At 72.4% G+C, this 26397-nt stretch carries 28 protein-coding genes and 1 tRNA gene; 17 read left to right on the forward strand and 12 right to left on the reverse strand.

Annotated elements, in window-relative coordinates; genetic code table 11:
• Window positions 1-108: 108 nt before the first annotated feature.
• The gene (locus ABZ836_RS07820) at window positions 109-432 is read left to right on the forward strand and encodes a hypothetical protein (RefSeq protein WP_356134244.1); all 324 of its coding nucleotides are present in this window, start codon (window positions 109-111) and stop codon (window positions 430-432) included.
• Window positions 433-914: 482 nt separating this feature from the next.
• Here the strand turns inward: ABZ836_RS07820 and ABZ836_RS07825 are convergent, their stop codons facing one another.
• Window positions 915-1514 (reverse strand): isochorismatase family protein, encoded by a 600-nt coding sequence (locus tag ABZ836_RS07825; RefSeq protein ID WP_356134246.1) that lies wholly within the window; start codon window positions 1512-1514, stop codon window positions 915-917.
• A 120-nt stretch (window positions 1515-1634) separates the two neighbouring features.
• Window positions 1635-2966 carry a nicotinate phosphoribosyltransferase gene (locus ABZ836_RS07830; RefSeq protein ID WP_361140446.1) on the reverse strand — a complete coding sequence of 444 codons (1332 nt, stop codon included), beginning with the start codon at window positions 2964-2966 and terminating at the stop codon, window positions 1635-1637.
• Window positions 2967-3073: 107 nt separating this feature from the next.
• Between ABZ836_RS07830 and clpS the strand changes: the two genes are divergently transcribed.
• The 9 genes from clpS (at window position 3074) to ABZ836_RS07875 (ending at window position 11352) form a co-directional block, all read left to right on the forward strand.
• Complete coding sequence (gene clpS / locus ABZ836_RS07835) at window positions 3074-3397, forward strand: ATP-dependent Clp protease adapter ClpS (protein WP_356134250.1); 324 nt, start codon at window positions 3074-3076, stop codon at window positions 3395-3397.
• 42 nt (window positions 3398-3439) lie between these two features.
• The gene (locus ABZ836_RS07840; protein WP_361140449.1) at window positions 3440-4057 is read left to right on the forward strand and encodes a DUF2017 domain-containing protein; all 618 of its coding nucleotides are present in this window, start codon (window positions 3440-3442) and stop codon (window positions 4055-4057) included.
• Window positions 4058-4384: 327 nt separating this feature from the next.
• On the forward strand, window positions 4385-5929 hold the full coding sequence (locus ABZ836_RS07845; protein WP_361140452.1) for an alanine/glycine:cation symporter family protein: 1545 nt from the start codon (window positions 4385-4387) through the stop codon (window positions 5927-5929).
• 434 nt (window positions 5930-6363) lie between these two features.
• On the forward strand, window positions 6364-7815 hold the full coding sequence (locus ABZ836_RS07850; RefSeq protein WP_356134255.1) for an amino acid permease: 1452 nt from the start codon (window positions 6364-6366) through the stop codon (window positions 7813-7815).
• 115 nt (window positions 7816-7930) lie between these two features.
• Window positions 7931-8362 (forward strand): M67 family metallopeptidase, encoded by a 432-nt coding sequence (locus ABZ836_RS07855; RefSeq protein ID WP_361140455.1) that lies wholly within the window; start codon window positions 7931-7933, stop codon window positions 8360-8362.
• Between the two features lie 152 nt (window positions 8363-8514).
• A complete protein-coding gene (locus ABZ836_RS07860) occupies window positions 8515-8616 on the forward strand; it encodes a putative leader peptide (RefSeq protein WP_356134259.1) in 102 nt (33 codons plus the stop codon).
• A gap of 126 nt (window positions 8617-8742) precedes the next feature.
• Entirely contained in the window at window positions 8743-9021 is a 279-nt protein-coding gene (locus tag ABZ836_RS07865; protein ID WP_356134261.1) for a MoaD/ThiS family protein, read from the forward strand.
• A 20-nt stretch (window positions 9022-9041) separates the two neighbouring features.
• Window positions 9042-9992: a cysteine synthase gene (locus tag ABZ836_RS07870; protein ID WP_361140459.1), complete on the forward strand. Its 951-nt coding sequence runs from the start codon at window positions 9042-9044 to the stop codon at window positions 9990-9992.
• A 607-nt stretch (window positions 9993-10599) separates the two neighbouring features.
• Window positions 10600-11352: an MBL fold metallo-hydrolase gene (locus ABZ836_RS07875; protein WP_356134265.1), complete on the forward strand. Its 753-nt coding sequence runs from the start codon at window positions 10600-10602 to the stop codon at window positions 11350-11352.
• A gap of 81 nt (window positions 11353-11433) precedes the next feature.
• Here ABZ836_RS07875 and ABZ836_RS07880 read toward each other — a convergent pair whose 3' ends face one another.
• Both ABZ836_RS07880 and rph read right to left on the reverse strand, forming a co-directional pair.
• Complete coding sequence (locus ABZ836_RS07880; protein ID WP_361140461.1) at window positions 11434-11832, reverse strand: hypothetical protein; 399 nt, start codon at window positions 11830-11832, stop codon at window positions 11434-11436.
• Between the two features lie 119 nt (window positions 11833-11951).
• Window positions 11952-12683, reverse strand: a complete 732-nt coding sequence (rph, locus tag ABZ836_RS07885) for a ribonuclease PH (RefSeq protein ID WP_356134268.1) — start codon at window positions 12681-12683, stop codon at window positions 11952-11954.
• A gap of 60 nt (window positions 12684-12743) precedes the next feature.
• Here rph and rdgB point away from each other — a divergent pair, with 60 nt between their 5' ends.
• Entirely contained in the window at window positions 12744-13346 is a 603-nt protein-coding gene (gene rdgB, locus ABZ836_RS07890; protein ID WP_356134270.1) for an RdgB/HAM1 family non-canonical purine NTP pyrophosphatase, read from the forward strand.
• A 56-nt stretch (window positions 13347-13402) separates the two neighbouring features.
• On the opposite strand, the gene ABZ836_RS07895 is transcribed toward rdgB, so the two are convergent.
• The 4 genes from ABZ836_RS07895 to ABZ836_RS07910 all read right to left on the reverse strand — a co-directional run bounded on the left by ABZ836_RS07895 (window position 13403) and on the right by ABZ836_RS07910 (window position 16087).
• Window positions 13403-13487, reverse strand: a tRNA-Leu gene (locus ABZ836_RS07895).
• 35 nt (window positions 13488-13522) lie between these two features.
• Window positions 13523-14176, reverse strand: a complete 654-nt coding sequence (locus ABZ836_RS07900) for an HNH endonuclease (protein WP_361140464.1) — start codon at window positions 14174-14176, stop codon at window positions 13523-13525.
• Window positions 14173-14661 carry an HNH endonuclease signature motif containing protein gene (locus ABZ836_RS07905; protein ID WP_361140467.1) on the reverse strand — a complete coding sequence of 163 codons (489 nt, stop codon included), beginning with the start codon at window positions 14659-14661 and terminating at the stop codon, window positions 14173-14175. The genes ABZ836_RS07900 and ABZ836_RS07905 overlap by 4 nt, the downstream gene beginning before the upstream one ends.
• A gap of 109 nt (window positions 14662-14770) precedes the next feature.
• Window positions 14771-16087: an SGNH/GDSL hydrolase family protein gene (locus tag ABZ836_RS07910; protein ID WP_356134272.1), complete on the reverse strand. Its 1317-nt coding sequence runs from the start codon at window positions 16085-16087 to the stop codon at window positions 14771-14773.
• A 176-nt stretch (window positions 16088-16263) separates the two neighbouring features.
• Between ABZ836_RS07910 and ABZ836_RS07915 the strand changes: the two genes are divergently transcribed.
• Together ABZ836_RS07915 and ABZ836_RS07920 are read left to right on the forward strand one after the other, a co-directional pair.
• Window positions 16264-17715: a DUF445 domain-containing protein gene (locus ABZ836_RS07915; protein ID WP_361140470.1), complete on the forward strand. Its 1452-nt coding sequence runs from the start codon at window positions 16264-16266 to the stop codon at window positions 17713-17715.
• 64 nt (window positions 17716-17779) lie between these two features.
• Entirely contained in the window at window positions 17780-19288 is a 1509-nt protein-coding gene (locus ABZ836_RS07920) for an MFS transporter (RefSeq protein ID WP_356134275.1), read from the forward strand.
• Window positions 19289-19347: 59 nt separating this feature from the next.
• Here ABZ836_RS07920 and ABZ836_RS07925 read toward each other — a convergent pair whose 3' ends face one another.
• Window positions 19348-20088, reverse strand: a complete 741-nt coding sequence (locus ABZ836_RS07925) for a DUF1707 domain-containing protein (RefSeq protein ID WP_356134277.1) — start codon at window positions 20086-20088, stop codon at window positions 19348-19350.
• Between the two features lie 128 nt (window positions 20089-20216).
• Here ABZ836_RS07925 and ABZ836_RS07930 point away from each other — a divergent pair, with 128 nt between their 5' ends.
• Window positions 20217-22724, forward strand: a complete 2508-nt coding sequence (locus ABZ836_RS07930; protein ID WP_361140475.1) for a transglycosylase domain-containing protein — start codon at window positions 20217-20219, stop codon at window positions 22722-22724.
• 85 nt (window positions 22725-22809) lie between these two features.
• Here the strand turns inward: ABZ836_RS07930 and ABZ836_RS07935 are convergent, their stop codons facing one another.
• Together ABZ836_RS07935 and ABZ836_RS07940 are read right to left on the reverse strand one after the other, a co-directional pair.
• Complete coding sequence (locus ABZ836_RS07935) at window positions 22810-23112, reverse strand: co-chaperone GroES (protein ID WP_356134424.1); 303 nt, start codon at window positions 23110-23112, stop codon at window positions 22810-22812.
• 118 nt (window positions 23113-23230) lie between these two features.
• Complete coding sequence (locus ABZ836_RS07940) at window positions 23231-23557, reverse strand: DUF3618 domain-containing protein (protein ID WP_356134280.1); 327 nt, start codon at window positions 23555-23557, stop codon at window positions 23231-23233.
• A 160-nt stretch (window positions 23558-23717) separates the two neighbouring features.
• Here ABZ836_RS07940 and bcp point away from each other — a divergent pair, with 160 nt between their 5' ends.
• The 3 genes from bcp (at window position 23718) to ABZ836_RS07955 (ending at window position 25585) form a co-directional block, all read left to right on the forward strand.
• Complete coding sequence (gene bcp / locus ABZ836_RS07945) at window positions 23718-24185, forward strand: thioredoxin-dependent thiol peroxidase (protein ID WP_356134282.1); 468 nt, start codon at window positions 23718-23720, stop codon at window positions 24183-24185.
• A 204-nt stretch (window positions 24186-24389) separates the two neighbouring features.
• Window positions 24390-24824, forward strand: a complete 435-nt coding sequence (locus tag ABZ836_RS07950; RefSeq protein WP_361140478.1) for an Hsp20/alpha crystallin family protein — start codon at window positions 24390-24392, stop codon at window positions 24822-24824.
• Window positions 24825-25141: 317 nt separating this feature from the next.
• On the forward strand, window positions 25142-25585 hold the full coding sequence (locus ABZ836_RS07955) for a DUF2267 domain-containing protein (protein ID WP_356134426.1): 444 nt from the start codon (window positions 25142-25144) through the stop codon (window positions 25583-25585).
• Between the two features lie 186 nt (window positions 25586-25771).
• Here the strand turns inward: ABZ836_RS07955 and ABZ836_RS07960 are convergent, their stop codons facing one another.
• Window positions 25772-26380 (reverse strand): tellurium resistance protein, encoded by a 609-nt coding sequence (locus tag ABZ836_RS07960; protein ID WP_356134286.1) that lies wholly within the window; start codon window positions 26378-26380, stop codon window positions 25772-25774.
• Between the last annotated feature and the right edge of the window lie 17 nt (window positions 26381-26397).

Raw genomic sequence — 26397 nt, forward strand, 5'->3', positions numbered from 1 at the left:
TAGTCGCAGGTCACAGCATGTTCGGCGGCGTTCCCCTGGCGGGGGCGCCGCCGGACGTGTTGAGATGCCTCCCATCGAAAGTTTCGTCCGTCGACGGGAGGCATCGTCATGTCCTCAGGATTCGTCCGGCTGCCGAGCGGCAGCGTGGTGGTCGCCCTGACGCTGCCCCGCCCCGACGCGCGGGGCGTGCGGGTCCGGGTGCTGGTGCACGCCGGAAACCGGGCGCGGGCGCTCACCCGGCTCCGGAACCTGGGGCTGCGGGCGGTGTACCTGCGCGGGAACGCCGCGCCGCCCACGCCGGACGAGGTCACGGCGGTGCTGCACCACCCCGACGGCCTCATATGGCGCGAGGCACCCGCCGCCCCGGACGCCGCCTACCACCCGTGGCACCCGATCCGCACCCTCCTCGGCCGCCCGCCGGCCTGGGCCTGAGACGCCGCCGCGGGCCTGAGGGCGCGGCCGGGCCTGCGGCCTGCGCGGGGCGGGACCGGGCCTCAGGACGAGGCTGGGCCCGCGGGGCCTGCTCGGGGCGGGACCGGGGTCTGAGAGCGACGCCGGGCCTGCGGGGAGGCGAGGCTGGACCTTGCGGGGTGCTCGCGGGGCCCGCGCGGGCTGGACCGGGGGCGTGAGAGCGACGCCGGGCCTGAGAGGGTGCTCGCGGGGCCCGCGCGGGGCTGGACCGGGGCCTGAAGGCGAGGCTGGGCCTGCGCGGGGGCTGGACCAGGGCTGAAGGCGGGGCTGGGCCCGCGGGAGGCGAAGCCGGGCCCGCGTGGGGCTGGACCGGGGCCTGAGGACGACGCCGGGCCTGCCGGAGGCGAGGCGGGGCCTTGCGGGCCGCGGCGGCTGGGCCCCCGGGGCGCGGCCGGGCCCGGGAAGCGCGCTCCGGCCGCGCGGGGGTGCGGGCGGCGGCGGGATCAGCCGCCGGCGACCACCGGCTCGCCCGTGAGGTCGACACCCGCCTCACGGAGCTCGGCCAGCGCCCGGTCCGTGGTCTCCCGCGCGACCCCCGCCGTGAGCGGCAGCAGGACCTTGGCCCGCAGCCCGGCCTTCACCGCGTCCAGGGCCGTCGCCCGCACGCAGTGGTCCGTGGCGATGCCCACCACGTCGACCTCCTCGACCTCCCGCGAGCGCAGCCACTCCGCGAGACCCACCCCGTTCTCGTCGGCCCCCTCGAACCCGCTGTACGCCGCCGTGTACGCGCCCTTGTCGAAGACGGCGTCCACCGCCCCCGAGGTGACCGCGGGCGCGAAGTTCGGGTGGAACCCGACGCCCTCGGTCCCCGCCACGCAGTGCGCCGGCCAGGAGTCCACGAAGTCCGGGTCGTCCGCGAAGTGACCACCCGGCGCGATGTGGTGGTCACGCGTGGCCACCACGTGCTGGTACGCCCCGGCCTGCGCGGCCTGCCCGATCAGCTCGGTGATCGCCGCGGCGACGTCCGCGCCGCCCTGCACCGCCAGGCTGCCCCCCTCGCAGAAGTCGTTCTGCACGTCCACCACGATCAACGCTCGACGCATGACCCCGCACCAACCCTTCGATCCTCATCCTCGGAACAGTGAAAAGACGATGAACACCCACCGGCGACGGCGTCGACCGACGACGGCTGCATACCCCGCGTCCGTGCCCGCCGCACCCCGTCACGCCAGGTACTCGGTGGCGAGGACCGGCTCCCCGCGGGAGAGCTGGGTGGCGGACATCGGCAGCGAGCCCCGCGCCGCCGCGTGGCGGTCACGCGCCGCCTCCAGCGGTTCACGGCCCACGACCTCGCCCCCGCGGACCAGCTCCACCAGCAGCTGGTGGCCGGCCAGCTCCCCGGGAACCTCGCCCGTACCGATCACCTCCGCCTCCGCGACGCCGTACGCGTCGAACCGGCGTGCGGCCCACTTCCGTCCGCCCACGGTCTGCTTGCCGCCGCTCGACCGCTTGGCCACCGGCTCCATCGGGGCCCTGGGGTCGTCGGAGGTGGCACGGGCGACCAGCTTGTAGACCATCGAGGCGGTCGGGTGGCCGGAACCGGTGACCAGCTGGGTACCCACGCCGTAGGCGTCCACCGGCGCGGCGGCCAGCGAGGCGATGGCGTACTCGTCGAGGTCGGAGGTCACCACGATCCGGGTCTTCTCCGCGCCCAGCTCGTCGAGCTGCTGGCGCACCCGGTGGGCGACCAGCAGCAGGTCGCCGGAGTCGATGCGCACCGCGCCCAGCTCCGGCCCGGCCACCTCCACGGCCAGGGCGACCGCCTCGGCGACGTCGTAGGTGTCCACCAGGAGCGTGGTGCCCCGGCCCAGCGAGTCGACCTGGGCGGTGAAGGCGTCGCGCTCGGTGTCGTGGACCAGGGTGAAGGCGTGCGCGCTGGTGCCGATGGTGGGGATGCCGTAGCGGAACCCGGCGGCCAGGTCCGAGGTGGAGGAGAAGCCCCCGACATAGGCGGCCCGCGAGGCGGCCACCGCGGCCAGCTCGTGGGTGCGGCGGGCGCCCATCTCCATCAGCGGGCGGTCGCCGGCCGCCGAGGCCATCCGGGAGGCCGCGGCCGCGATCGCGGAGTCGTGGTTGAGGATGGACAGGATCACCGTCTCCAGCAGCACGCACTCCGCGAAGGTGCCCTCGACGCGCAGCACCGGGGAGCCCGGGAAGTAGACCTCGCCCTCCGGATAGCCCCAGATGTCGCCGGAGAACCGGTACCGCGACAGCCACTCCAGCGTCGGCCCGTCGACGACGCCGCGCTCCCGGAGGAAGGCGAGCTGGCTCTCGTCGAACCGGAAGTTCTTCACCGCGTCCAGCACCCGTCCGGTGCCGCAGACCACGCCGTACCGGCGGCCCGCCGGCAGACGCCGGGTGAAGACCTCGAAGACCGAACGCCGCCCGGCCGTTCCGCCCTGGAGGGCGGCCTGCAGCATGGTCAACTCGTAGTGGTCGGTGAAAAGCGCCGTCGACGGCACGTCCACCGGCAGCCCAAGCTCCGCTGTGTTCATGACCCCGATGCTACCCCCATTTCGTCAATTTGACGATTACTGTCCGGCGGAGGCTCCACGCCGACCCCGGGACCCGGTCCGTGCGGGTACCCACCGGTGGTGGCAGCATGGTTGTTGTGACGTCACCCGCTCCCGCGCCCATGGAAACCGAACGCACCGAGTCGGCCGAGGATGCCTACGCCGTGCCCGAGCCGGACGTCCCCTGGGTCACCATCGTGCACAACGATCCGGTCAACCTCATGAGCTACGTGACCTACGTCTTCCAGACGTACTTCGGGTACTCGAAGGACAAGGCCACCAAGCTCATGCTCGACGTCCACCACAAGGGCCGGGCGGTGGTCTCCAGCGGTAGCCGCGAGGAGATGGAACGCGACGTGCAGGCCATGCACGGCTACGGTCTGTGGGCCACCCTCCAGCAGGACCGGAAGTAGTCCGGACCCGACCGCCCGCCGAGCCGAAAAGATCTGCCACCCATGCCCGGAACCTTCGAACCGCTTCCCGGCGGCGGCGCGGCCGTCGCGCTCGACGACGTCGAGATCTCGATCATCCGGTCGCTGGCCGCCCAGCTCCTGGAGCTGATCGGCCCCGGCCCCGCCGAGGACGCCTCCGCCGACCCGCTCGCCGAGCTCTTCGCCGAGGGCCCCAGCGAGCCGCCCTCCGACCCGGTGCTGCGGAGGCTCTTCCCGGACGCCTACACCGACCCGTCGGAGTTCCCCGACACCGCCGAGCAGGCCGAGGAGGCGCGCGCCTACTCCTCCGAGTTCCGCCGCTACACCGAGAACGACCTGCGGGCCGGCAAGCGCGACAACGCCCTGGCGGTGATCCGCAGCCTCGACGAGCTGACGATCGAGTCCGGCGGCGACGGCGTGGGCGGGGGAGTCCTCAAGCTCACCCCCGAGCGGTCCGTCCTGTGGCTGAAGGCGCTCAACGACATCCGCCTGGCCATCGCCGCCCGGCTGGACATCACCGACGAGGAGGACAGCGAGATCCTGTACCGCCTCCCCGACACCGACGAGCGCAAGCCGCTGGTGATGGCCTACCTGTGGATCGGAGGGCTCCAGGAGAGCCTCGTCGAGACCCTCTCCGACTGACCGGGGCCCGCCCCGCGTCCGATTGCCGGACGGGTCTGTCCGCATAACGATCACGTCACACGCCCCCGCCTTTCGTCCGGTGGGGGCGTTTTGCGGTACCCCCCTGTGGTCTGGGTCACATTCTCTGATCGGCATCTGTGTTAAAAACTGCCAACTCCTGGCCATGGCACCACCCCTCGCCGGCCCGGAGACCTGGCCGTACCCGCCAGGAGCGCACCACCTTTGCTCCATCGCGAACGGGCATCGACGCTCACGCACGCTCCCCAGCACGTCCGCCGGTTCCCGACCCCGGGTCCACGGCGGCTCCGCGCCAACCGAGGTACCCAGATGTCATTCGAGTCCTTCACGTCCACCATCGAGGACGGCGTCAACAGCGTCGTCTCTCCGCTGGCCACCTGGCTGGGCGAAGTCGTCTTCTACTCCGTCCCGGTGGCCGGGGCGGAGCTTCCGCTGATCGTCGCCTGGCTGGTCGTCGCGGGGCTGGTCTTCACCGGCTGGTTCGGCCTGATCCAGGTCAGAAAGTTCAAGCTGGCGCTGCGCGTGGTGCGCGGCAAGTACGACGACGCGGACGCCGAGGGCGAGGTCAGCCACTTCGGGGCGCTGACCGCCGCCGTGTCGGCCACCGTGGGTCTCGGCAACATCGCCGGTGTCGCGGTCGCCGTCACCATCGGTGGCGCGGGCGCCGCCTTCTGGATGATGGTCTGCGGCCTGCTCGGCATGGCCACCAAGTTCGTCGAGGTCACGCTCGGTGTGAAGTACCGGGTGATCCACGAGGACGGCACCGTCTCCGGCGGCCCGATGCAGTACCTGCCGCGCGGCCTCGCCGACCGGTTCGGCGCGGGCTCCTTCGGGGCGAGGCTGGGCAAGGTCCTCGGCGTGCTCGCCGCGGTCATGGTCCTGTTCTTCGGCTTCTTCGGCGGCAACCTGCTCCAGGTCAACCAGGCGCACAGCCAGATCGCCAACGTCACCGGCGGCGAGGACGGCTTCATGGCCTCCCCGGGCGGCGCCCTGCTCTTCGGCGTGGTCATCGCCGGGCTGATCGCGCTGGTGCTGCTGGGCGGCGTGAAGTCCCTGGCCAACGTCACCACCAAGCTGGTCCCCGCCATGGCGATCCTCTACATCGTCGGCTGCCTCGCGGTCCTGGCCGTGAACGCCGGCGCGGTGCCGGGCGCGGTCGTCGAGATCGTCTCCTCCGCGTTCAGCGCCGAGGGCGTCGTCGGTGGCGTGATCGGCGCGCTGATCGCCGGCTTCAAGCGGGCCGCGTTCTCCAACGAGGCCGGTCTGGGCACCGCCCCGATCGCCCACTCCGCGGTCAAGACCAAGCACCCCGCCAGCGAGGGCCTGGTCGCCCTGCTGGAGCCGTTCGTGGACACCGTGATCATCTGTGCCATGACCGCCCTGACCATCGTGGTCGCCAACCCGAAGTCGTGGGCCGCGGCGCAGGCCGGCGAGGGCGAGGGCGGCGTGGTCATCACCTCGGACGCGTTCGCGACCGTCATGCCGTGGTTCCCGTACGTGCTGACCGTGGCCGTGGTCCTGTTCGCGCTCTCCACCGCGCTGACCTACGGCTACTACGGCGAGAAGGCCTGGGTCCACCTCTTCGGCCGCTCCCAGGCCAGCCGCACGGTCTTCCGGGCCATCTACGCGGTCCTCGCGGCCGCGGGCTCGCTGCTGACCCTGCAGGCCCTGTTCGACCTGGCCGACGCGGTGCTGTTCATGCTGGCCGTGTTCAACATCATCGGCCTGTACCTGATGGTGCCGACCGTGAAGAAGGAGCTGGCCCGGTTCCTGGAGTACGCCCGCCGCCGCGACGCCGGCGAGCCGGAACCGCACGTGGCCGCCGACGGCCCGGAGCTGACCAGGACGGTCTGACCTCCGCGTCACCCCTCGGCCGCGTCACCCCTCGGCCCCGGCCCCCTTCGACCGCACCGCGGCCGGAGGGGGCCGGGGCGTTTCCGTGCGGCGTCCCGGCGCACGGCGGCGGGCTCTGTTCGTTAAACGGACGGTCAAATCTCCTGACCGGACACGGCGCGATAGTGGTCAAATATGGAGCAAATCGGGCACTCCGTGTCGACTTCTGTGCGGTTCGCCACAGCTTGTTCCGCTTGGGCTCCTTACCTTGGGTGCGACTTCCTCCTCCGGCGGGCACCACCCCGGCCCGCCGGGGGGCGCCGCCACACCGGCCGACCGCCGGTAGGCAGAACACCTCCCCCCACCCGCCCCCGAGGGGCGCGGCACCACCCGGCCCGGCATCGCGTCGACGAGGACGCGCGACGGTCCGGTGCTTTGGAGAAAGGCGCACCACCATGACCTCATCGCAGGTCGCGAGCAACCACGACGGCAGTGAGGCCGTGCGCGGCGACGCCCCCGAGGAGGGGTACGAGCGAGGGCTCGGCAGCCGTCAGGTCCAGATGATCGCCATCGGCGGCGCCATCGGCGTCGGCCTGTTCCTGGGAGCCGGGGCGAACATCGCCAAGGCCGGCCCCTCCCTGATCCTCATGTACGCCCTCGCCGGCGTGATCATCTTCTTCATCATGCGGGCGCTCGGCGAGCTCCTGCTCTACCGCCCCGTCTCGGGCTCCTTCGCGGAGTACTCCCGCGAGTTCATCGGCCCCTTCGCCGGTTACTTCACCGCCTGGACCTACTGGCTGATGTGGGTGGTCACCGGCATGGCCGAGCTCACGGCCGCCGCCATCTACATCCACTACTGGTTCCCGGAGATCCCGCAATGGGTCTCCGCGCTGGTCTTCCTGGTCGTCCTCTTCGGCGCCAACCTGATCTCCGTCAAGCTCTTCGGCGAGATCGAGTTCTGGTTCTCCATGGTCAAGGTCACCGCCATCATCGGCATGATCGTGATCGGCCTCGGCGTGCTGACCTTCGGCTTCAGCGCCGCCGGCGACACCGCCCACGTCTCCAACCTGTGGGCCTCCGACGGCTTCTTCCCCAACGGCATCGGCTCTTCCCTGATGACCCTCCAGGGCGTCATGTTCGCCTACCTGGCGGTCGAGCTGGTCGGGGTCACCGCCGGCGAGTCGGAGAACCCCGAGAAGACCCTGCCCAAGGCGATCAACACCCTGCCCTGGCGCATCGCCCTCTTCTACGTCGGCGCCCTGACCGTCATCCTGTGCGTGGTCGAGTGGACCGAGTTCGCGCCCGACGTGAGCCCGTTCGTCGCCGCCTTCGCCAAGATCGGCATCCCGGCCGGCGCGGCCATCGTCAACTTCGTGGTGCTCACCGCCGCCCTGTCCTCCTGCAACTCCGGCATGTACTCCACCGGCCGCATGCTGCGCACCCTGGCGGACAACGGCGAGGCCCCCAAGATCTTCACCAAGCTGTCCTCCCGCAAGACCCCGGCCGTCGGCATCGCCGTCTCCGTGGTCCTCATGGGCATCGGCGTGGTCCTGAACTACGTCGTCCCGGAGAAGGCCTTCGGGTACGTCACCTCCGTCGCCACCGCGGCCGGCATCTGGACCTGGCTGATGATCTGCGTCAGCCACGTGCTCTACCGCCGCGCCGTCGTCACCGGCCGCGTCCCCGCCTCGTCCTTCCCGGCCCCGGGCGGATCGGTCTGCAGCTGGATCGCCATCGCCTTCCTGCTGATGGTGACCGTGATGATCGCGCTGGACTCCGACGCCCGGATCTGCCTCTACGTGATGGGCGGCTGGGCCGTCGCGCTCGGCATCGGCTGGCTGGTCCTGAAGTCCCGCTCGCCCGAGGTCACGCGGCGCCGCGACGTCACGCTGGACAAGGTGGGCTGACCCGGCCCCGTCCGGGCCGCCCGTCCGGGCCGCTCCGTCCCGCATACCGGCCCCGCCGTCTCGCCACGCGAGAGGGCGGGGCCGTCGGCGTACCGGTACGACATATCCTGCCGCCATGCTGACCATCACCCAGGCCCTCGTGGACCAGATCGTCGAGCACGCCCGCCGGGACCACCCCGACGAGGCGTGCGGCGTCGTCGCCGGGCCGGTGGGTTCCGGCCGGCCCGAGCGCTTCATCCCCATGCTGAACGCGGCCCGCTCGCCCACCTTCTACGAGTTCGACAGCCAGGACCTGCTGAAGCTCTACCGGGAGATGGACGACCGCGACGAGGAACCGGTCGTGATCTACCACTCCCACACGGCCACCGAGGCCTACCCGTCGCGCACCGACATCTCCTACGCCAACGAACCCGGCGCCCACTACGTCCTGGTCTCCACGGCCGACGCCGACGGCCTCGGGGAGTTCCAGTTCCGGTCGTTCCGCATCGTCGAGGGCGAGGTCACCGAGGAGCCGGTCCAGGTCGTCGACGCCTACCCGGCCGCCTGACGACGCCTGCCCGGCCGTTCGGCGACGCCCGCCCGGCCGTCCGGCCCGCGGGACCGCCCCCGCACCGGGGGTCGTGTCCGCATGCCGGGCGGGCCATCCGCAGGCCGAGACGCACTGTCGGTGCGCACCTCGGGAATCGATACGATGACCGCATGGTTTCCCACGACGTGAGCGAGAAGACGCCGGGCACGCTGCTCGTGGCGCGGCTGCACGTCGACCTGTGCCGCCTGAACAGCGCCCTCTGTCCGCGCTGACCGCGCGTGGCCGTCACGGGCGGCCGGACGGCACCGCCTGCCCGGGGGCCGCCGCCCCGCCCGAGCCGCCGGCCGCAGCCCACCGCACCGCCACCCCGCCGCACCACCACCGACAGGAGCCCTGACATGGCCATCGAGGTCCGCATCCCCACCATCCTCCGCCAGTACACCGACGGGCAGAAGGCCGTCGAGGGCGCCGGTGACACCCTCGGCGCCCTCATCACGGACCTCGAGTCCCGCCACCCGGGCATCCAGGCGCGCATCGTGGACGGCGACCAGCTCCGCCGCTTCGTGAACGTCTACCTCAACGACGAGGACGTCCGCTTCCTCGACGGCATCGACACCAAGCTCTCCGACGGCGACAACGTCACCATCCTCCCGGCCGTGGCCGGCGGAATGGTCTGAGCGGCCGGGTCGAAGGCGACATGCGCTACGACTCCCCGATCGCCGCGGTGGGCAACACCCCCCTGGTGCGCCTGCCGCGGCTGTCCCCGTCCGAGAACGTCCGGATCTGGGCGAAGCTGGAGGACCGCAATCCGACCGGCTCGATCAAGGACCGCCCCGCGCTCCACATGATCGAGCAGGCCGAGAAGGACGGCCGTCTCACCCCCGGCTGCACCATCCTGGAGCCCACCTCCGGCAACACCGGCATCTCGCTCGCCATGGCGGCCAGGCTCAAGGGCTACCGCATGGTGTGCGTCATGCCGGAGAACACCTCGCAGGAGCGGCGCGACCTGCTGGGCATGTGGGGTGCCGAGATCATCCCCAGCCCCGCCGCGGGCGGCTCCAACACCGCCGTGCGGATGGCCAAGGAGCTCGCGGGGCAGCACCCCGACTGGGTGATGCTCTACCAGTACGGCAACGCCGACAACGCGGGCGCCCACTACGCCACCACCGGACCGGAGATCCTCACCGACCTCCCCTCCATCACCCACTTCGTCGCGGGCCTCGGCACCACCGGCACCCTGATGGGCGTCGGCCGGTACCTGCGCGAGCAGAAGCCCGACGTCCGGATCGTCGCCGCCGAGCCGCGCTACGACGACCTGGTCTACGGCCTGCGCAACCTCGACGAGGGCTTCGTGCCCGAGCTGTACGACGCCTCCGTGCTGACCACCCGCTTCTCGGTGGGCTCCGAGGACGCCGTGGTGCGCACCCGGGAACTGCTCCAGTTCGAGGGCATCTTCGCGGGCATCTCCACCGGCGCCGCCCTGCACGCCGCCATCGGCGTGGGCAAGAAGGCGGTCAAGGCGGGCGAGGACGCGGACATCGTCTTCGTGGTCGCCGACGGCGGCTGGAAGTACCTGTCGACCGGCGTCTACACCGCCGCCACCACCGAGGAGGCGGTCGCGACCCTGCAGGGCCAGCTCTGGGCCTGAGCGGCTCCTGGGCCTGGCCGCCCCTGGGCCCGAGTCGGCCCCGGGCCCGAGTCGACCCTGCGGTTCGAGCCTGCCCTGCGGTCCGGTTCGGCCCTGCGCCCTGGTCCGGCCCTGCGGTCCGGTTCGGCCCTGCGGTCCGGTTCGGCCCTGCGCCCTGGTCCGGCCCTGCGTCTTGGTCCGGCCCTGCGGTCCGGGTCGGCCCCGCGCCCTGGTCCGGTCCGGCCCTGCGGTCCGGGTCGGCCTGCCCGTGGTCCGGTCCTGCGGCCTGAGTCGGCCTGCGAGCCGGTCCTGCCCTCCGGTTCGATCCGGTCCGATCCGCTCCGATCCGGTTCCGCTTCGGCCCCGACCGCGCGGGCCGGCGCGGCGGGTCACCACCGCACACGCACCGTCCACGGCGGCCGGCGCACCCCGCAACGGGGGCGCCGGCCGCCGTCGTGCGCTCCCCATGCGCCCCTTGCGCCCCACGACCAGCCGAACCGGTGACAAGGCAGGTGAGTTCCCCCACAACGGCGCCTCGGCGAGGAGCCTTGGGCCTCCCGGCGGCTTAGTCTCGACGGACCGCACGAGCCCCGTCGTCCCACCGCCCGCCAACGGAGGTTCCCGCTCCATGAAGCTCACCGTCGTCGGCTGCTCGGGGTCGTTCCCCTCCAAGGAATCGGCCTGCTCGAGCTACCTCGTCGAGGCCGACGGCTTCCGGCTGCTCCTCGACATGGGCAACGGCGCCCTCGGCGAGCTGCAGCGTCACATCGGCCTGTACGACCTGGACGCGATCTTCCTCAGCCATCTCCACGCCGACCACTGCATCGACATGTGCGCCTACTTCGTGGTCCGGTACTACCGGCCGGACGGAGGCCGCTGCGAGCCCCTCCCGGTCTTCGGCCCCGAGGGCACCGAGCACCACCTCACCACCGCGCACGCCGACACCCCCTCGGCCAGCTCGATGAGCGAGGTCTTCGACTTCCACACGGTCAAGCCCGGCACCTTCGAGATCGGGCCCTTCACCGTGCACACGGAGCTGATGGCGCACCCCGTCGAGGCGTACGGCATCCGCCTCGAGCACGACGGCAGGTCGCTCACCTACTCCGGCGACACCGGGCCCTTCCCCGCCCTGGAGGAACTGGCCCGCGACACCGACCTCTTCCTCTGCGAGGCCGCGTTCATCGACGGCCGGGACGAGATCCCCGACCTCCACCTCAGCGGCAGCCAGGCCGGCGAGGCCGCGGCCCGCGCCCGGGCCCGCCGGCTGGTCCTCACGCACATCGCGCCCTGGACCGACCCGCAGGCCAACCTGGCCGCCGCCGCGGCCGTCTACCCCGGGCCGGTCGAACTGGCCACGGCCGGCGCGGTCTACGAGATCTGACCTGCGCCGCCGCGGGCGGTCATGGCCCCGCGCCGCCCGGCCCGCCGAGCCGTCGCCGGCCGCCGCGGGGCCGGCCGCCGGTCAGGGCGTGCAGACCTTCGTCAGCTCGGCGGAGGCGTCGGTGATCGGTGAGATGTCGGGCGTCGCGTCCCCGCTCTCGACCGACTTCTGCACCTGGTCCACCCCGGCCCGCAGGTCGTCGACCGCCTTGGCGACATCGGTGTCACCCGTGGAGTCGCCCAGCTCGCCCAGGTTCCGGTCGATCGACGCCAGCGACTCCTCGAGCTGCGTCGGGTCGTTGGCCGCCGCGTCCACCGCCTGCTGCAGCTCGGCGACACTGTCGGCTATCGCCGTGGCCGTCCGCGCGCAGTCCAGCGCGGTCGACACCGCGTCGCAGCCGGTGGTCAGCAGAGCCGCCACCGCCACCGCGGCCACCGCCACGGGAACCCTCTTCGCGGCACGAGCCGCCGGAACAGACATGGAAACCGGTCCTCCTGTTTCGTGGGGGCCGCGCCGCACGACGCCCGCCGTACGTCCCCACCAGGAAGGACGCACGACGGCACGCCGAAGTTCCGTTCCGTGTCACCCGTGCGGGTGAATCAGAGGGTGGCCTCCAGCGCCGCCCGCTGGGCAGCCGCCAGATCGCCGCACCCGGCCACCGCCAGGTCCAGCAGCGCGTTCAACTCCTCCCGGGCGAACGGCTCGGCCTCCGCGGTGCCCTGCACCTCGACGAAACGGCCGTCGCCGGTGCACACCACGTTCATGTCCGTCTCGGCCCGCACGTCCTCCTCGTAGCAGAGGTCCAGCAGCGGGACCCCGGCCACGATGCCCACCGACACCGCCGAGACCGTGCCGGTCAGCGGCTGCCGCCCCGCCTTCACCAGCTTCTTCCCCTGCGCCCAGGACACCGCGTCCGCCAGCGCCACGTACGCGCCGGTGATCGCCGCCGTCCGGGTGCCGCCGTCGGCCTGCAGCACGTCGCAGTCCAGCACGATCGTGTTCTCGCCCAGCGCCTTGTAGTCGATCACCGCGCGCAGCGAACGGCCGATCAGCCGGCTGATCTCGTGCGTCCGGCCGCCGATGCGGCCCTTGACCGCCTCACGGTCGCCACGGGTGTTCGTGGCGCGCGGCAGCATCGAGTACTCCGCGGTGACCCAGCCCTCGCCGCTGCCCTTGCGCCAGCGCGGCACGCCCTCGTTCACCGAGGCGGTGCAGAACACCTTGGTGTCGCCGAAGGAGACGAGGACGGAGCCCTCCGCGTGCTTGCTCCACCCCCGCTCGATGGTCACCGGGCGGAGCTGGTCGGGGGTACGGCCGTCGATACGAGACATGCCCAGAGCCTAGCCGCCCCACGAGCAGGGCCCGGACGGCCGGCGACGATACTGGACGCCATGACCCGCATCGTTCTCGCCACCCGCAACGCCGGGAAGATCACCGAACTCCGCGCCATCCTCGCCGAGGCGGGGCTCACGCACGAACTCGTCGGCGCCGAGGAGTTCCCCGAGGTCCCCGACGTCAAGGAGACCGGCGTCACCTTCGCCGAGAACGCGCTGCTCAAGGCGCACGCGCTGGCGCGGGCGACCGGCCTGCCCGCCGTCGCCGACGACTCCGGCCTGTGCGTCGACGTCCTGAACGGCGCCCCCGGCATCTTCTCCGCCCGCTGGGCCGGCCGGCACGGCGACGACCGCGCCAACCTCGACCTGCTCCTCGCCCAGCTCTCCGACATCGCCGAGGAGCACCGGGCCGCACACTTCGCGTGCGCCGCCGCCCTCGCGCTCCCCGACGGCACCGAACGCGTCGTCGAGGGCCGCCTCGAAGGCACCCTGCGCTTCGCCCCGGCCGGCTCGGGCGGCTTCGGCTACGACCCGATCCTCCAGCCCCTCGGCGAGACCCGCACCTGCGCGGAACTGACCGCCGACGAGAAGAACGCCATCAGCCACCGCGGCAAGGCCTTCCGGGAGCTCGCGCCGGTGGTACGGGAACTGCTGGGCTGAGCGAAACGCGACCGGCCCGCGCACCGGAGCGTTCCGGTGCGCGGGCCGTCACCCTGTGCGGCCGGTGGGACTCGAACCCACACGGGCTTTCGCCCACGGCGACCTAAACGCCGCGCGTATCGCCAATTTCGCCACGGCCGCGTGGCAGCTCATGGTACCTGCTGGCAGAGGCGCGACTAGGACCGTTGCCGCACACGGCCCCGGCACCATGTGGCGGTCTGGGCGTGACAGTTCGGGCACAGCAGCCGCAGGTTCTCCCGGCGGTCGTCGCGCCGGTCCCCGTTGGCATGGTCGACCTCCAGGGTCATGGGCTTGCCCTGCCACTCGGGCCCCGTGCCGCACCGGGCACACCTTTCAGGGACACCGATATCCGCGAGGGCACGGCGCAGCAGGTAGGTCTTTGTCCGGTAACCGCGCTGGTGGGCCACGAGGATCTCCTCGGCCCTCAACGTCGGAGTGGTCCCCGGTCGACCTCGCTGGTGAGCCTGCCCCAGGAAGTGCACGGTGGACAGCTCCGCCTCTTCGATCCATGCGCGCAGCCGTCGACGCGTGGTGGTGGTGTCCGGCAGCCCGAGACGGCGCAGCAACTCCGCACGGGAGGTCGCCCCGGCCACCGCAGCCGCCAACCCCGCCGGCGCGGTCCTCATGGCGTCTCGACGGTCCGTGAAGTGCGAGACATCGATACCGAAGTGGGCGAAGCGCTTCTGGAGGTAGCGGCCGAGGTTCGGGTACGGCCGCGGGGCGAGGAGGGCGATGACATCGTCCATGGTGGTGCAGCGTGCGGCAGCCTCAGCCAGCCGGGCTCGCGTGTACCGGGTCGTGGTCGTCATGCCGCGGACGTCCTCTGCTTGCCTCTCGAACGCCCCCGGTAGGTGTCCGTGGTCGCATGGCAGTTGGGGCAGAGGAAGCGGAGGTTGTGCAGCCGGTTGTCGCGCCAGTCTCCGTCGATGTGGTCCACTTCCAGCTTCAGAGGCTCACCCTCCCATGCGCCCGGATTGCCGCAGACGGCACAGCGCTCCTGTACCCCTTCGGTGCGCATCGCCTTGCGCAGCACGTCGTTGCTGATCCTCCGTGCCATTTCCGGCGCTTGCCGGGTGCGGGACGCGCACACGGCGGCCTGCAGGACGTCCCTCGTCCACTTGACCTCGCGATCGAAGTGCGAGGTGTCGATCCCGCGGTGCCGCATGCGGTGACGCAGGTAGTTCCGACTCCCGCCGTACGGCTGGACCCCCAGCCGCTCCAGCGCCTCCGTCAGCGTCCGCGACGCACGGGCCGCCTCTCTCAAGGCCTCGTCACTGATCCGGGCCACCGGCACAGGATCGCCTCCCGCCTCCGTTCCGGCCGCGTGCGTGCGCGGCGTTCGCACGGATCAACGAACCGGTTGTCGGACGGTTACGCCCGATGGGTGAACGCCGGAGCCCGGGTCAGAGCCTCGCCGTGTGGTCCGGGTCGAGGGTGGAGAGGTCGAAGTGCTGGGCCATGCGGCGGTAGCCGGCGTCGTTGAGGTGGAGGTGGTCGCCGGAGTCGAACTGTTCGGCGAGGCGCTGGGGGGCGTAGGGGTCGCGCAGGGCCTTGTCGAAGTCGAGGACGGCGTCGAAGACGCCGCCGCCGCGGATCTCCGCGTTGACGGCCTGACGGGCCCTCTCCCGCACGGCGTCGTAGCCGATGTGGCCCTGGAACGGCATGAGGGTCGCGCCGACCACCGGGATGTTCCGCGCGTGCGCGCGGGCCACCAGCGCGCGCATGCCCTCGGTGAGGGCGGCCGGGTCGGGCGTGCCGTCGGGGTCGCGGAGGATGTCGTTGATGCCGAGCGCCACCACGATCACCTTGGTGTTGGGCCGTGACAGCGCGTCCCGCTGGAAGCGGCCGAGGCCGCTGGGGCTGTCGGCGGGGCGGCCGAAGCCGTCGGTGAGGAGCTGGTTGCCGCTGATGCCGGCGTTGGCCACGCCGTAGCGGTGGTTCAGGCGGTCGGCGAGGACGTCGGTCCAGCGCCGGTCGCTGTCCGGGGTGGAGGTGACGCCGTCGGTGAGGGAGTCGCCGATGACCACGACGGTGCCGCGCGCGTCCTTGCCGAGGACGTCGAGGGCGGTGACGTAGCGCCAGTGCGGCGAGCGGTCGGTGTAGGCGGTGCCCTGCGGGTCGAGGACGTGGTCGCCGGTGGCGAGGTAGGAGGTCTGCCGGGCCTGCCGGTGGTAGGTGACCGGGCCGGAGGGGGTGGGGGAGTAGGTGGTGATCAGTACGTCGCTGTCGGCGGGCACCCGCAGGGCCACCGCGTCGCTGACCACCTGCCCGCCGGGCGGGACGGTCACGGTGCGGGCGCCGGAGAAGGTCAGCGGGCGCAGGGTGCCGGGGACGGCCTCGGCGCTGTCGTCCCGGGCGGCGACGGCGACCGAGGCGGAGGTGACGAGGAGCGGCTGGCGGCCGTAGTGGTTGGAGAGGGTCACCCGTGCGGCGGAACCGCCGGCGCTGGTGTGCACGACGTTGCGGACGGAGCGTCCGGCGATCCCCGTCAGTTCGGTGCCGGGTTCGGCGCCGGAGGGCGCGGCGGCCCAGCTGCCGACCCAGGTGCCGGTGGAGGCCGGGGCGGCCGGGTTGTGGGGCGCGCGGCCGCCGGACAGGTGGGTGTCCCGGGCCTCGGTGCGGGCACTCGCCTGGCGTGCCGCGACGTATATGCCGGCGCTGACGGCGATTATCAGGGCGGTGAAGGCCGCCAGCAGGGCGCAAGCGTGACGCCTGGTCATGCGGGGCTCGGCTCCTCGGGACGTGACATCGGAACGACAAGACGGCGGGACATCCCCGGCGGCTTCCTGGGCGTCCTCGTGAACAGACGCCGGGAACGTTTCTTCCGTTCCGGGAGTCGGTCAGAAGGGACGTTTCTTTCCTGACGGGGCATGTGACACAGGTGGACGGGCGACGAATGGGACGACAGGACGACAACGGCGGGTACCCCGCCGGCACCACTGATACCGGCACCACGGGTGACACCGGTGACAGGGGTGACACCGGCGGCGTCGGCGGTGTCGGGGGTGACGGTGCGGGGCGAGGCGAGCATGCCCGCCCGCCCGAGGGCGGCAATCGCGGCGTCCCCCGTTCGGCCGCACGTCGGACAGATGGTTTCACCCTCGCCGACGAGGAGCGTCAGCGGGGGGTCCGTCGGATGAAGGCGCTGGCCACCGGCCTGCTGCTGGCGGTGGCGGTGATCTACGCGCTGGCCACCTGGGCGGAGCACCGGGGCGCGGGCGCCTGGGCGGGGTACGTGGCGGCGGCCGCGGAGGCGGGCATGGTGGGCGCGCTGGCCGACTGGTTCGCGGTGACGGCGCTGTTCCGGCACCCGCTGGGGCTGCCGATCCCGCACACCGCGATCATCCCGACCAAGAAGGACCAGCTGGGGACGTCGCTGGGGGAGTTCGTCGGGGAGAACTTCCTGTCGGCGGACGTGGTGCGGACCCGGCTGCGGGCCGTGGGCATCGGCAACCGGCTGGGTTCCTGGCTGGCGGAGCCGGAGCACGCCGATCGGGTGACGGCCGAACTGGCGACAGCGCTGCGGGGCGCGCTGACGGTGCTGAAGGACCGTGACGTGCAGGACGTGGTGGGGGAGGCCATCACCCGGAGGGCGGAGGCGTCGGAGATCGCGCCGGTGCTCGGCCGGACGCTGCAGCGGGTCGTCTCGGAGCACGGGCACCGGCGGACCGTGGACCTGGTGGTGGCGCGGGCGCACGACTGGCTGGTGCTGCACGGCGACGCCGTGATGAACGCCGTGCAGGGCGGCGCGCCGGGCTGGACCCCCCGGTTCGTGGACCGGAAGGTCGGGGAGCGGGTCTACAAGGAGCTGCTGCGGTTCGTCACCGAGATGCGGGACATGCCGACGCATCCGGCGCGGGACGCGCTCGACCGTTTCCTCGCCGATTTCGCCCTTGACCTGCAGTCGGACACCGAGACGCGGGCGCGGGTGGAGCGGCTGAAGGCGGAGGTGCTGAACCGGGACGAGGTGCAGGACCTGATCGCCTCGGCCTGGTCGGCGGTGCGCCGGATGATGGTGGAGGCGTCGGAGGACGAGCAGAGCCGGCTGAGGCTGCGGGTGCGGGCGGCGCTGCTGTCGCTGGGCGCCCGGATGAAGGCCGACCGGCGGCTCCAGGAGAAGGTCGACCGCTGGGTCGAGGGGGCGGTGACGTACGTCGTCACCACCTACCGGGGCGAGATCACGGCCCTGATCACGGACACGGTGGCGGGCTGGGACGCCGAGCACACGACCCGGAAGATCGAGGCGCACATCGGCCGCGATCTCCAGTTCATCCGGATCAACGGCACGGTGGTGGGCTCGCTCGCCGGGCTGCTGATCCACACCGTTTCCCGCATGCTGGGGGCATAGCCGTAGGGGGCGGGGCAACAGGGAGGGGGACCGCCGCTCGCTCACTGGAGAGGGAGACCAAGTGATGGCCGTTTCCGCGAAACCCGAGCCCTCGGTCCCGGAGGAGACAGGTACCGTCACCACGGCGGTGCCGGCCCGGCTGGACAGACTGCCCTGGTCCCGCTGGCACTGGATGATCGTCATCGGCCTGGGCACGGTGTGGATCCTCGACGGCCTCGAGGTCACCACGGTCGGCAACATCGCCGGCCGGCTGGCCGAGGAGGGCAGTGGACTGCCCATCAGCTCGGCGCAGGTCACCGGTATGGCCGCGGCGCTGTACGTGGCGGGCGCGTGTGCGGGAGCCCTGTTCTTCGGATGGCTCACCGACAAGTTCGGGCGCAAGAAGCTCTTCATCACCACCCTGGCGGTCTATCTCGGCGCCACCGCGCTGACCGCACTGTCGTTCGACGTCTGGTGGTTCTTCCTGTTCCGCTTCCTCACCGGGTTCGGCATCGGCGGCGAGTACGCGGCCATCAACTCCGCCATCGACGAACTCATCCCCTCGGAGTACCGGGGCCGGGTCGATCTCATCATCAACGGCAGCTACTGGCTCGGCGCGATCGGCGGCGCGCTGCTGTCCATCGTGATGCTGGACACCGACATCTTCGCCGCGAACATCGGCTGGCGGCTGACCTTCGCGCTCGGTGTGGTGCTGGGCCTGGTCATCCTGCTGGTGCGGCGGAACGTTCCGGAGAGTCCGCGGTGGCAGTTCATCCACGGGCAGGGGGACAAGGCGGAGAAACTCGTCTCCGAGGTGGAACGGGAGATCGAGAAGGAACGGGGGGAGAAACTCCCGCCCCCGGCCGGGGAGATCACCATCCACCAGCGGAAGTCCATCGGCTTCGGACTGATCGCCAAGACGGTCTTCACCAAGTACCCGCGGCGCACGGTGCTGGGGCTGTCCCTCTTCATCGGGCAGGCGTTCCTCTACAACGCGATCACCTTCGGCTTCGGCGCGATCCTCACCAAGTTCTTCGACGTTCCGGTCGGCAGCACCGGGTACTACTTCGCGGTGATCGCGGCCGGCAACTTCCTCGGCCCGCTGCTGCTGGGCAAGCTGTTCGACACGGTCGGCCGAAGGATCATGATCTCGTCGACGTACCTGCTCTCCGGCATCCTGCTGTTCGTGACGGCATGGCTGTTCGGGCAGGAGGTGCTGACGGCGACGACGCTGACGGCGTGCTGGTGCGTGGTGCTGTTCTTCGCGTCGGCCGGTGCGAGCAGCGCGTACCTGACGGTGTCGGAGATCTTCCCGATGGAGACGCGGGCGATGGCGATCGCGTTCTTCTACGCGGTCGGCACGGCGGCGGGCGGCATCGCGGGCCCGCTGATCTTCGCCGACCTGACCGAGTCGGGGGTCATCGCGGACACGGTGCTGGCGTTCCGCATCGGTGCGGGGCTGATGTGCGCGGCGGGGCTGGTCGCGGTGTTCCTCGCGGTCAAGGCGGAGCGGCGGAGTCTGGAGGACATCGCCACGCCGCTGTCCTCCGTGACGCCCCCGCGCCCCCCGACGGCCGACGCCACGGCCCGCTGACACCGCCCCCCTCCCTCGCCCCCGCGGGGGCGTTCGGGTGCCGGGGCGGTGGGGTGGGGTCAGGAGTGGGGAAGGTGGCGCTTCTTGGGGCCCTTCGGGCCCTTGGGGCGCTTGGTGCGGACGCCCACGCCGCCCCAGAAGGCGAGGCCGGTGACGACGACGCGCGGGGCGCCCGGCGCGGGCGGCGCGGCGTCGCCGCGGTTCTCGTGGTCGAAGCCGCCCATCAGGCCCGTGCCCCGCATCACGACCTCGACGCCGGGCGGGACGACGACCTCGATGCCGCCCATCACCGCGACGCAGTTGACGACGATCTCCGGCCCCCCGAAGTACGCGTCGCGGAGGTCGATCAGGCCGCCGCCCATGACCGCCACCGCGTTGAACCGCCGCGGCGCGACCCAGGACCCGACCCGCTGGAAGCCGGACAGCAACGCGACCCCCCAGTCGGAGGAAGCTCCGCCGCGCACGACCCGCGCGGACCAGTCGACCTCGGTGCCGGAGCCGTTCCGCTTCGTCATGGAGACCGGCGTCGCGCCCGGGTCGGCCCCCGGCGCGGGCAGGTCACGGGTGACCGGCTCCAGTTCGCCGTAGGTCTTGGCCCGGTACACGACGTCCAGCCGTTCCTGGAACTCGTCCATGTCGAGCCGCCCCTCCGCGAGGGCGTCCCGCAGCCGCTCGGCGACCCGTTCGCGGTCGGCGTCCCCCGCCCGGAGGTCGGGCAACGGCACCCCGCCCGGTTCCCGCCGTGGTTCCCCCCACGCTGCCTCGTTCCGCTCGTCCCGCTTGTTCGACGCGTCGGCCATGGCGCGCAGCATACGAGTTCCCGCCGCCCCGACACAGCCCAACCCTGCGGGCGCGATCCAGTCATACCGGTACATAGTGGGCACATGGGGTATCGGCGGAACGCGGAGAACGGGAGCCGGAGCACGCGATGAAGAACCACCGCAGGAAAGAGCCGTTCCAGGGATGGCGGCGTCCGGCCGCCCCCGCCCCCGGCCCCGAGGGCGGCCAGCACCCCGGCGGGCACCCCGGTGGGCACCGCGGCGGGAGCCCCGGCGGGAGCCGTGGCGAGCACCCCGCGACCGCCCCCGCCGAGCGGCGCGCGGGCCGGCGTCGCGCCCTGCTCACCTGGCGGTTCACCCTGCTGGGCCTGGTCACCGTGATCCTGGTGTGCGCGGGCGCGCTGACGGCCGGCTACTTCCTGGTGAAGATCCCCCGGGCCAACGCCCTGGCCACCATGCAGAGCAACGTCTTCCTCTACGCGGACGGCTCCCGCCTCGCCCGCGACGGCGACGTCAACCGGGAGAGCGTCGAACTGTCCCAGGTGTCCGAGGACGCGCGGCACGCCGTGCTGGCGGCCGAGGACCGCGACTTCTACGACGGTTCCGGGGTCGACCCGCAGGCGATGGTCCGCGGCGCCTGGAACACCGTCACCGGCAAGGGCCGCCAGTCGGGTTCGACGATCACCCAGCAGTACGTCAAGAACTACTACCTGGGCCAGGAGCAGACGCTCACCCGCAAGGCCAAGGAGTTCTTCATCGCGATCAAGCTGGACCGGGAGAAGAGCAAGGACGAGATCCTCCAGGGCTACCTGAACACCAGCTACTTCGGCCGGAACACCTACGGCATCCAGGCCGCCGCCCAGGCGTACTACGGCATCGACGCCTCCGAGCTGGACGCGGCCCAGGGCGCCTACCTGGCCGCGCTGCTCAACTCCCCGAACGCCTACGACGTGGACGCCTACCCGGAGAACCGGAAGAAGGCCCTGGTCCGCTGGAACTACGTGCTGGACGGCATGGTGAAGGAGGGCTGGCTGACGCCGAAGGAGCGGACGGCGCTCACGTTCCCGGCGCCCCGGCCCAACCGGGTGAACACCGCGCTCTCGGGGCAGCGGGGCTACGTCGTCAACGCCGTGAAGGCGTACCTGGCGGACCACGACATCCTCGAGGAGGCCGACCTCGACGGCGGCGGCTACCGGATCTGGACCACGCTCCGCAAGCCGGCCCAGGACGCGCTGGTGGGCGCGGTCGAGGAGGAGGTGATGGACAACCTGAAGCCCGACGCCCGGGACGCGGACAAGAACGTCCGGGCGGGCGCCGCGGCGATCGACCCGCGCACGGGCAAGGTGGTCGCCATGTACGGCGGCACCGACTACGTGAAGCAGTACACCAACAACGCCACCCGCCGGGACTTCCAGGTCGGGTCCACCTTCAAGCCGTTCGTGCTGGCCACCGCCCTCGACCAGGGCGCCCGCACCCACGACGGGCGGCCCATCACCCCGCAGACCATGTACGACGGCACCAGCAAGCGGGCGGTGCAGGGCTGGCCGGGGGCGCGGTACACGCCCGAGAACGAGGACGACAGGAGCTACGGCGAGATCTCGGTCAGCGAGGCCACCGACAAGTCCGTCAACGCGGTGTACGCCCAGATGGCGGTCGACGTGGGACCGGACCGGGTGCGGCGGACGGCGGTGGAGCTCGGACTTCCCGAGGGCACCCCGGACATGGTGGCCTCCCCGTCGATCGCGCTGGGCACCGCCACCGCCAGCGTGCTGGACATGGCGCAGGCCTACGCGACGCTCGCGGACCACGGCAGGCACCGGCCGTACACGCTGATCGAGAAGATCACCCGCAACGGGTCGGAGACGGTCTCCCTGCCGGAGCGCGAGACCACGCAGGCCGTCAGCCGGGTGGCGGCCGACACCACCACCTCCGTGCTGCGCGGCGTGGTCTCCGGCGGCACCGCCACCGCCGCGCTGGGGGCGGGCCGCCCGGCCGCCGGCAAGACCGGCACGGCGGAGGAGGACACGGCGGCCTGGTTCGCGGGGTACACGCCCGACCTGGTCGCGGTGGTCTCGGTGATGGGCCAGGACCCGGAGACGGCCGCGCACAAGCCGCTGTACGGGGCGATGGGCCTGGGCCGGATCAACGGCGGCGGCGCGCCCGCCGAGACGTGGGCGGCCTTCGTCAAGGACGCCTCGAAGGGGAAGAAGGCGAGCGCCTTCGACCTCCAGGTCCGTTCGGGCAGCGGGAACCTGAAGCTGCCGTACGCGGTGCCCAGCGACGGGGCGTCGGCGTCCGCGTCCCCGTCGGAGGGCACCTGGGACTCCGGGGACGAGGACTCCACGGGCTCGTCGGACTCCTCCGACTCCTCGGACTCCTCCGACTCCTCCGGTTCCTCCGAGGACGGCAGGTCCTCCGAGGGCGGTCCGGCCGGGGGGCCGGGCGGCGATCCGGCTCCCGGCGCGAGCGGCGGGCCGGCCTCCCCGTCGCCCGGCGCCCACCCCGGGCCCGGCTCGGACGACGCCCCCGGCGACACGCTCCCCGGGGCGCCTCCGGGGCACGGCCCGCCGCCGCGGGAACACCGTCCGTTCCACCCGGTGGTGCCCGGTCTCGCGCCGCCGTACGAGCAGCACCCGTGGCCCCGGCAGGGCGCGTGAGGGGCGTGGGGGACGCGCGGGAGGGGCCGGTGACCGCGGGTGCGGTCACCGGCCCCTCCCGGTGCGCGGTCGGGGATCCCCCGGGTCAGAGGTACAGGCCCGTGGTGTCCTCCGTGCCCTCGAAGCGGTCCGCGGCCACCGCGTGGAGGTCGCGTTCCCGCATCAGCACGTACGTCATGCCGCGGACCTCGACCTCGGCCCGGTCCTCCGGGTCGAAGAGGACGCGGTCACCCGGCTCGACGGTGCGGACGTTCTGGCCCACCGCGACGACCTCCGCCCAGGCCAGGCGCCGGCCGACCGCCGCCGTGGCGGGGATGAGGATGCCGCCGCCGGAGCGGCGTTCGCCTTCCGCGTTCTCCTGACGCACCAGCACGCGGTCGTGCAGCATCCGGATGGGGAGCTTGTCGTGCTGGGTGTCGCTCACAGTTCTGTTGACGCTCACGAGGTGAACCTACCTGGCCGTCCGCCTTGGTCGCCCGATCGGGTGGGGAGTCGCGCTCGCCGGGTCAGCGACGGCGCCGGCTGTTCAGCACCAGCAGGCCGACGACGCCGACGGCCACCAGCGCGACCGGCACGATCCGGTTCACCCTCGGCGAGCCCTCCTCGTCGACGAAACGTCCCCGCACGCCGGTCAGGGCCCGGTTGACGCCCACGTAGGCCCGCCCGAGGGTGTGGTCGACCTGGCCGCGGGCCTTGGCCTTCGCGTCGTCGACGACCGTCCGGGGGTGCATCCGCACCCCGATCTCCTCCAGGGTCTCGGCCAGCAGTGCGCGCCGGCGCTCGATGTCCGCCTTGATCTGCGCCGGTGTCCTGGTGTCCGAGGTGTCCGCCACCGTGCCGCCTCCGTGCTCTGTCGCCGTCGGATGTCGTACGAACCGTTCCGTGGTGCTGGGCACCAGTCTGTCAGCTCGGGGCGGACGCGCACCGTCAAGCCCCCGGTTACGCTCGTACGCGCCCACCACCGCCTATCAGCTACCCAAGGAGCACGACCCGATGTCCGAGCGACTCCGGCCCGGCGACACCGCCCCCGCGTTCACCCTCCCCGACGCCGACGGGAAGGAGGTCTCGCTGGCCGACTACGCGGGCCGCAAGGTCATCGTCTACTTCTACCCGGCGGCGCTGACCCCCGGATGCACCAAGCAGGCGTGCGACTTCACCGACAACCTGGAGCTGCTGGCGGGCGCGGGCTACGACGTGGTCGGCATCTCGCCCGACAAGCCGGAGAAGCTGGCGAAGTTCCGGGACAAGGAGTCGCTGAAGGTGACGCTCCTCGCGGACCCGGACAAGAAGGTGCTGGAGGCGTACGGGGCGTTCGGCGAGAAGAAGCTGTACGGCAAGACGGTGGTCGGAGTCATCCGCTCCACCGTGGTGGTCGACGCCGAGGGCAAGGTCGAGCGGGCGCTGTACAACGTCAAGGCCACCGGGCACGTCGCCAAGATCATCCGCGACCTCGGGGTCTGACCCGCGCTTCCCGGCCCGCGGGCGGTTGCCACCTCACCGCCGCCCGCGGGCTTCGTCGTGCCCGGCGGGGCGCGGGCGGAGCCGCCGGAGCGGGTCGGGCCGACAGGGTTGAGTCGAGGGTTGTCAATTTTCCGGACCCGAGCTATATAAGAACGCGGAGGGCATCGCACCCGGAACCCTGTCCCACGAAGGGAGTGACTCGTGATGCTCATGCGTACCGACCCGTTCCGCGAGATCGACCGCCTGACCCAGCAGGTCCTCGGGAACCCGGGCGTGCTGAACCGCCCGGCCGCGCTGCAGATGGACGCCTACCGCGTCGGCGACGACCTGCTCGTCCACGTCGACCTGCCCGGCGCCGACCCGGAGACCATCGACCTGGACGTCGAGCGCAACGTCCTCAACATCCGCGCCGAGCGCCGCGCCCCGGTCCCCGAGGGCGCCGAGGTCATCGTGGCCGAACGCCCGGCCGGCACCTTCAGCCGCCAGTTGTTCCTGGGCGACACGCTGGACACCGAGCGGATCGACGCGTCCTACGAGGCCGGGGTCCTCACCCTGCGGATCCCCGTGGCCGACCACGCCAAGCCGCGGAAGATCCGGATCAGCGGGGGCGCCGGCGGCCGCAAGGCCCTCAGCCGCTGACCTTCCGCCCGACGGCCGCCGTGCGACGCCGGAAGCCCGCCGCCCGACGGCCGCCGTCCGGCAACTGCCGTCCGTCGCCAGCCGCCCGGCGTCTCCGCACGGTGCGCACGTGCCGTACACGGAGGCGTACATGTCGCGAAGGCGGGCATACGGGCGGCAGTACCGGGCCGGGACAGGCCGCCGCCCGGCCCGGCAGTCAACCTGACGGGAACTGAAGAGGAGCAGTCCCCTTGACCATTCCCTTGATCCCGAGCGACGCCGCCACCACCGCCGCCGCCACCCCCGTGCCGACCAGCCTCGTGCCCGCCACCCCCGCCGTGCCCGAGCCCCGTGAGGGGGCGGCGGCCGACGCGGCGTCCGGGCCCTCCTGGGACGACCTGGTCGCCACGGTCCGTGAGGCCGGGCTCTACCCGACCGAGGAGCAGGCCGAGCGGGTGACCCGCGCGGTGCTCGCGGCGCTCGGCGAGCACGTGGTCGGCGACGAGCGCGTCGACCTGGCGCGGGCGCTGCCGGAGGAGGCGGCGCGAGTCGTCGCCGCGCAGGTGCCCGCCAACCGCCCGCTCCCGGCGGCCGAGTTCGTCAACGAGCTGGCCCGCCGGCTGCCCAACGCCACGCACGCCACGGCCCGTTGGGACACCACCTCGGTCCTCGGCGTCCTGCCCGAGCTGATCGGGGACGACCTGACCCAGCGGCTCCTCGCCCAACTCCCCGCCGGGTACGCCCTGCTGTTCGGGCAGGCCGAGCTCCCCCGGGCCGCCTAAGGGCCTGTCCGACGGATCTTGCACGTGGGTCGCGGGGGCCGGCACGCACGTCTGCGGCGTTGTCGTCACTCGACGACGCTCCGCGTCGCCTCCCTCCTCCGCCTTGCAGCCGCACGCACCAGCCCCCGCTCAGGGCGGTGACAAGGGAACTCGGCAGCAAGAACGGCAAGATCCGCCGGACAGGCCCTAGCCGAACTGGTAGTCGCGGGACAGCACGCGCCGGTAGGAGGTGCGCCATCGGGGCCGGTACCACCGGACCTCCCGGCGCAGCTCCAGTCCCCGGGGCCCCGGCAGCAGCAGGGCCACCGCGCAGGCGCCGGCGGGGGAGGCGGCGGAGTCCAGCGGGACGCGCCAGCTCCGGCCGGGGCCGGCGGTGAAGGCGGCCTCGGCGGGCGGATCGCGGAAGTCGGCGGCGCCCTGGGCGACGTCGACGTAGAAGAGCAGCCGCTCGAAGCGGTCCCCCCGCTCCAGCGCGACGTCCAGCGCGCCGCCGTCGGCGACGGCCACGTACGGCCACGCGTCGACGGCGCCCGCCTGCGCGGGACCGCCCGCGGCGCGGGCGGAGCGCACCGCGGCGGTGCGTCCGTCGCGGGTGCGCACCAGGCAGCCGAGCCCGACGCCCGCGCCGGACAGCGCCTCGGCGGGGAGCAGCGTCATCCGCAGCACCCCCCGCGGCTCGGTGAGCGCGCTCGGCGTCCGCTCGGTGAGCGTCACCGGTGCGGTCCCGGCGTTCCTGAAGAGGGCCGGGGTCAGCCGGATGGCCTTGCGCGGCGCGTGCCGGTCCGATCCGTCCATGCCTCCCCCGATGCCCC

The organism is Streptomyces sp. NPDC047130, from assembly GCF_040643475.1.
GTDB lineage: Bacteria > Actinomycetota > Actinomycetes > Streptomycetales > Streptomycetaceae > Streptomyces.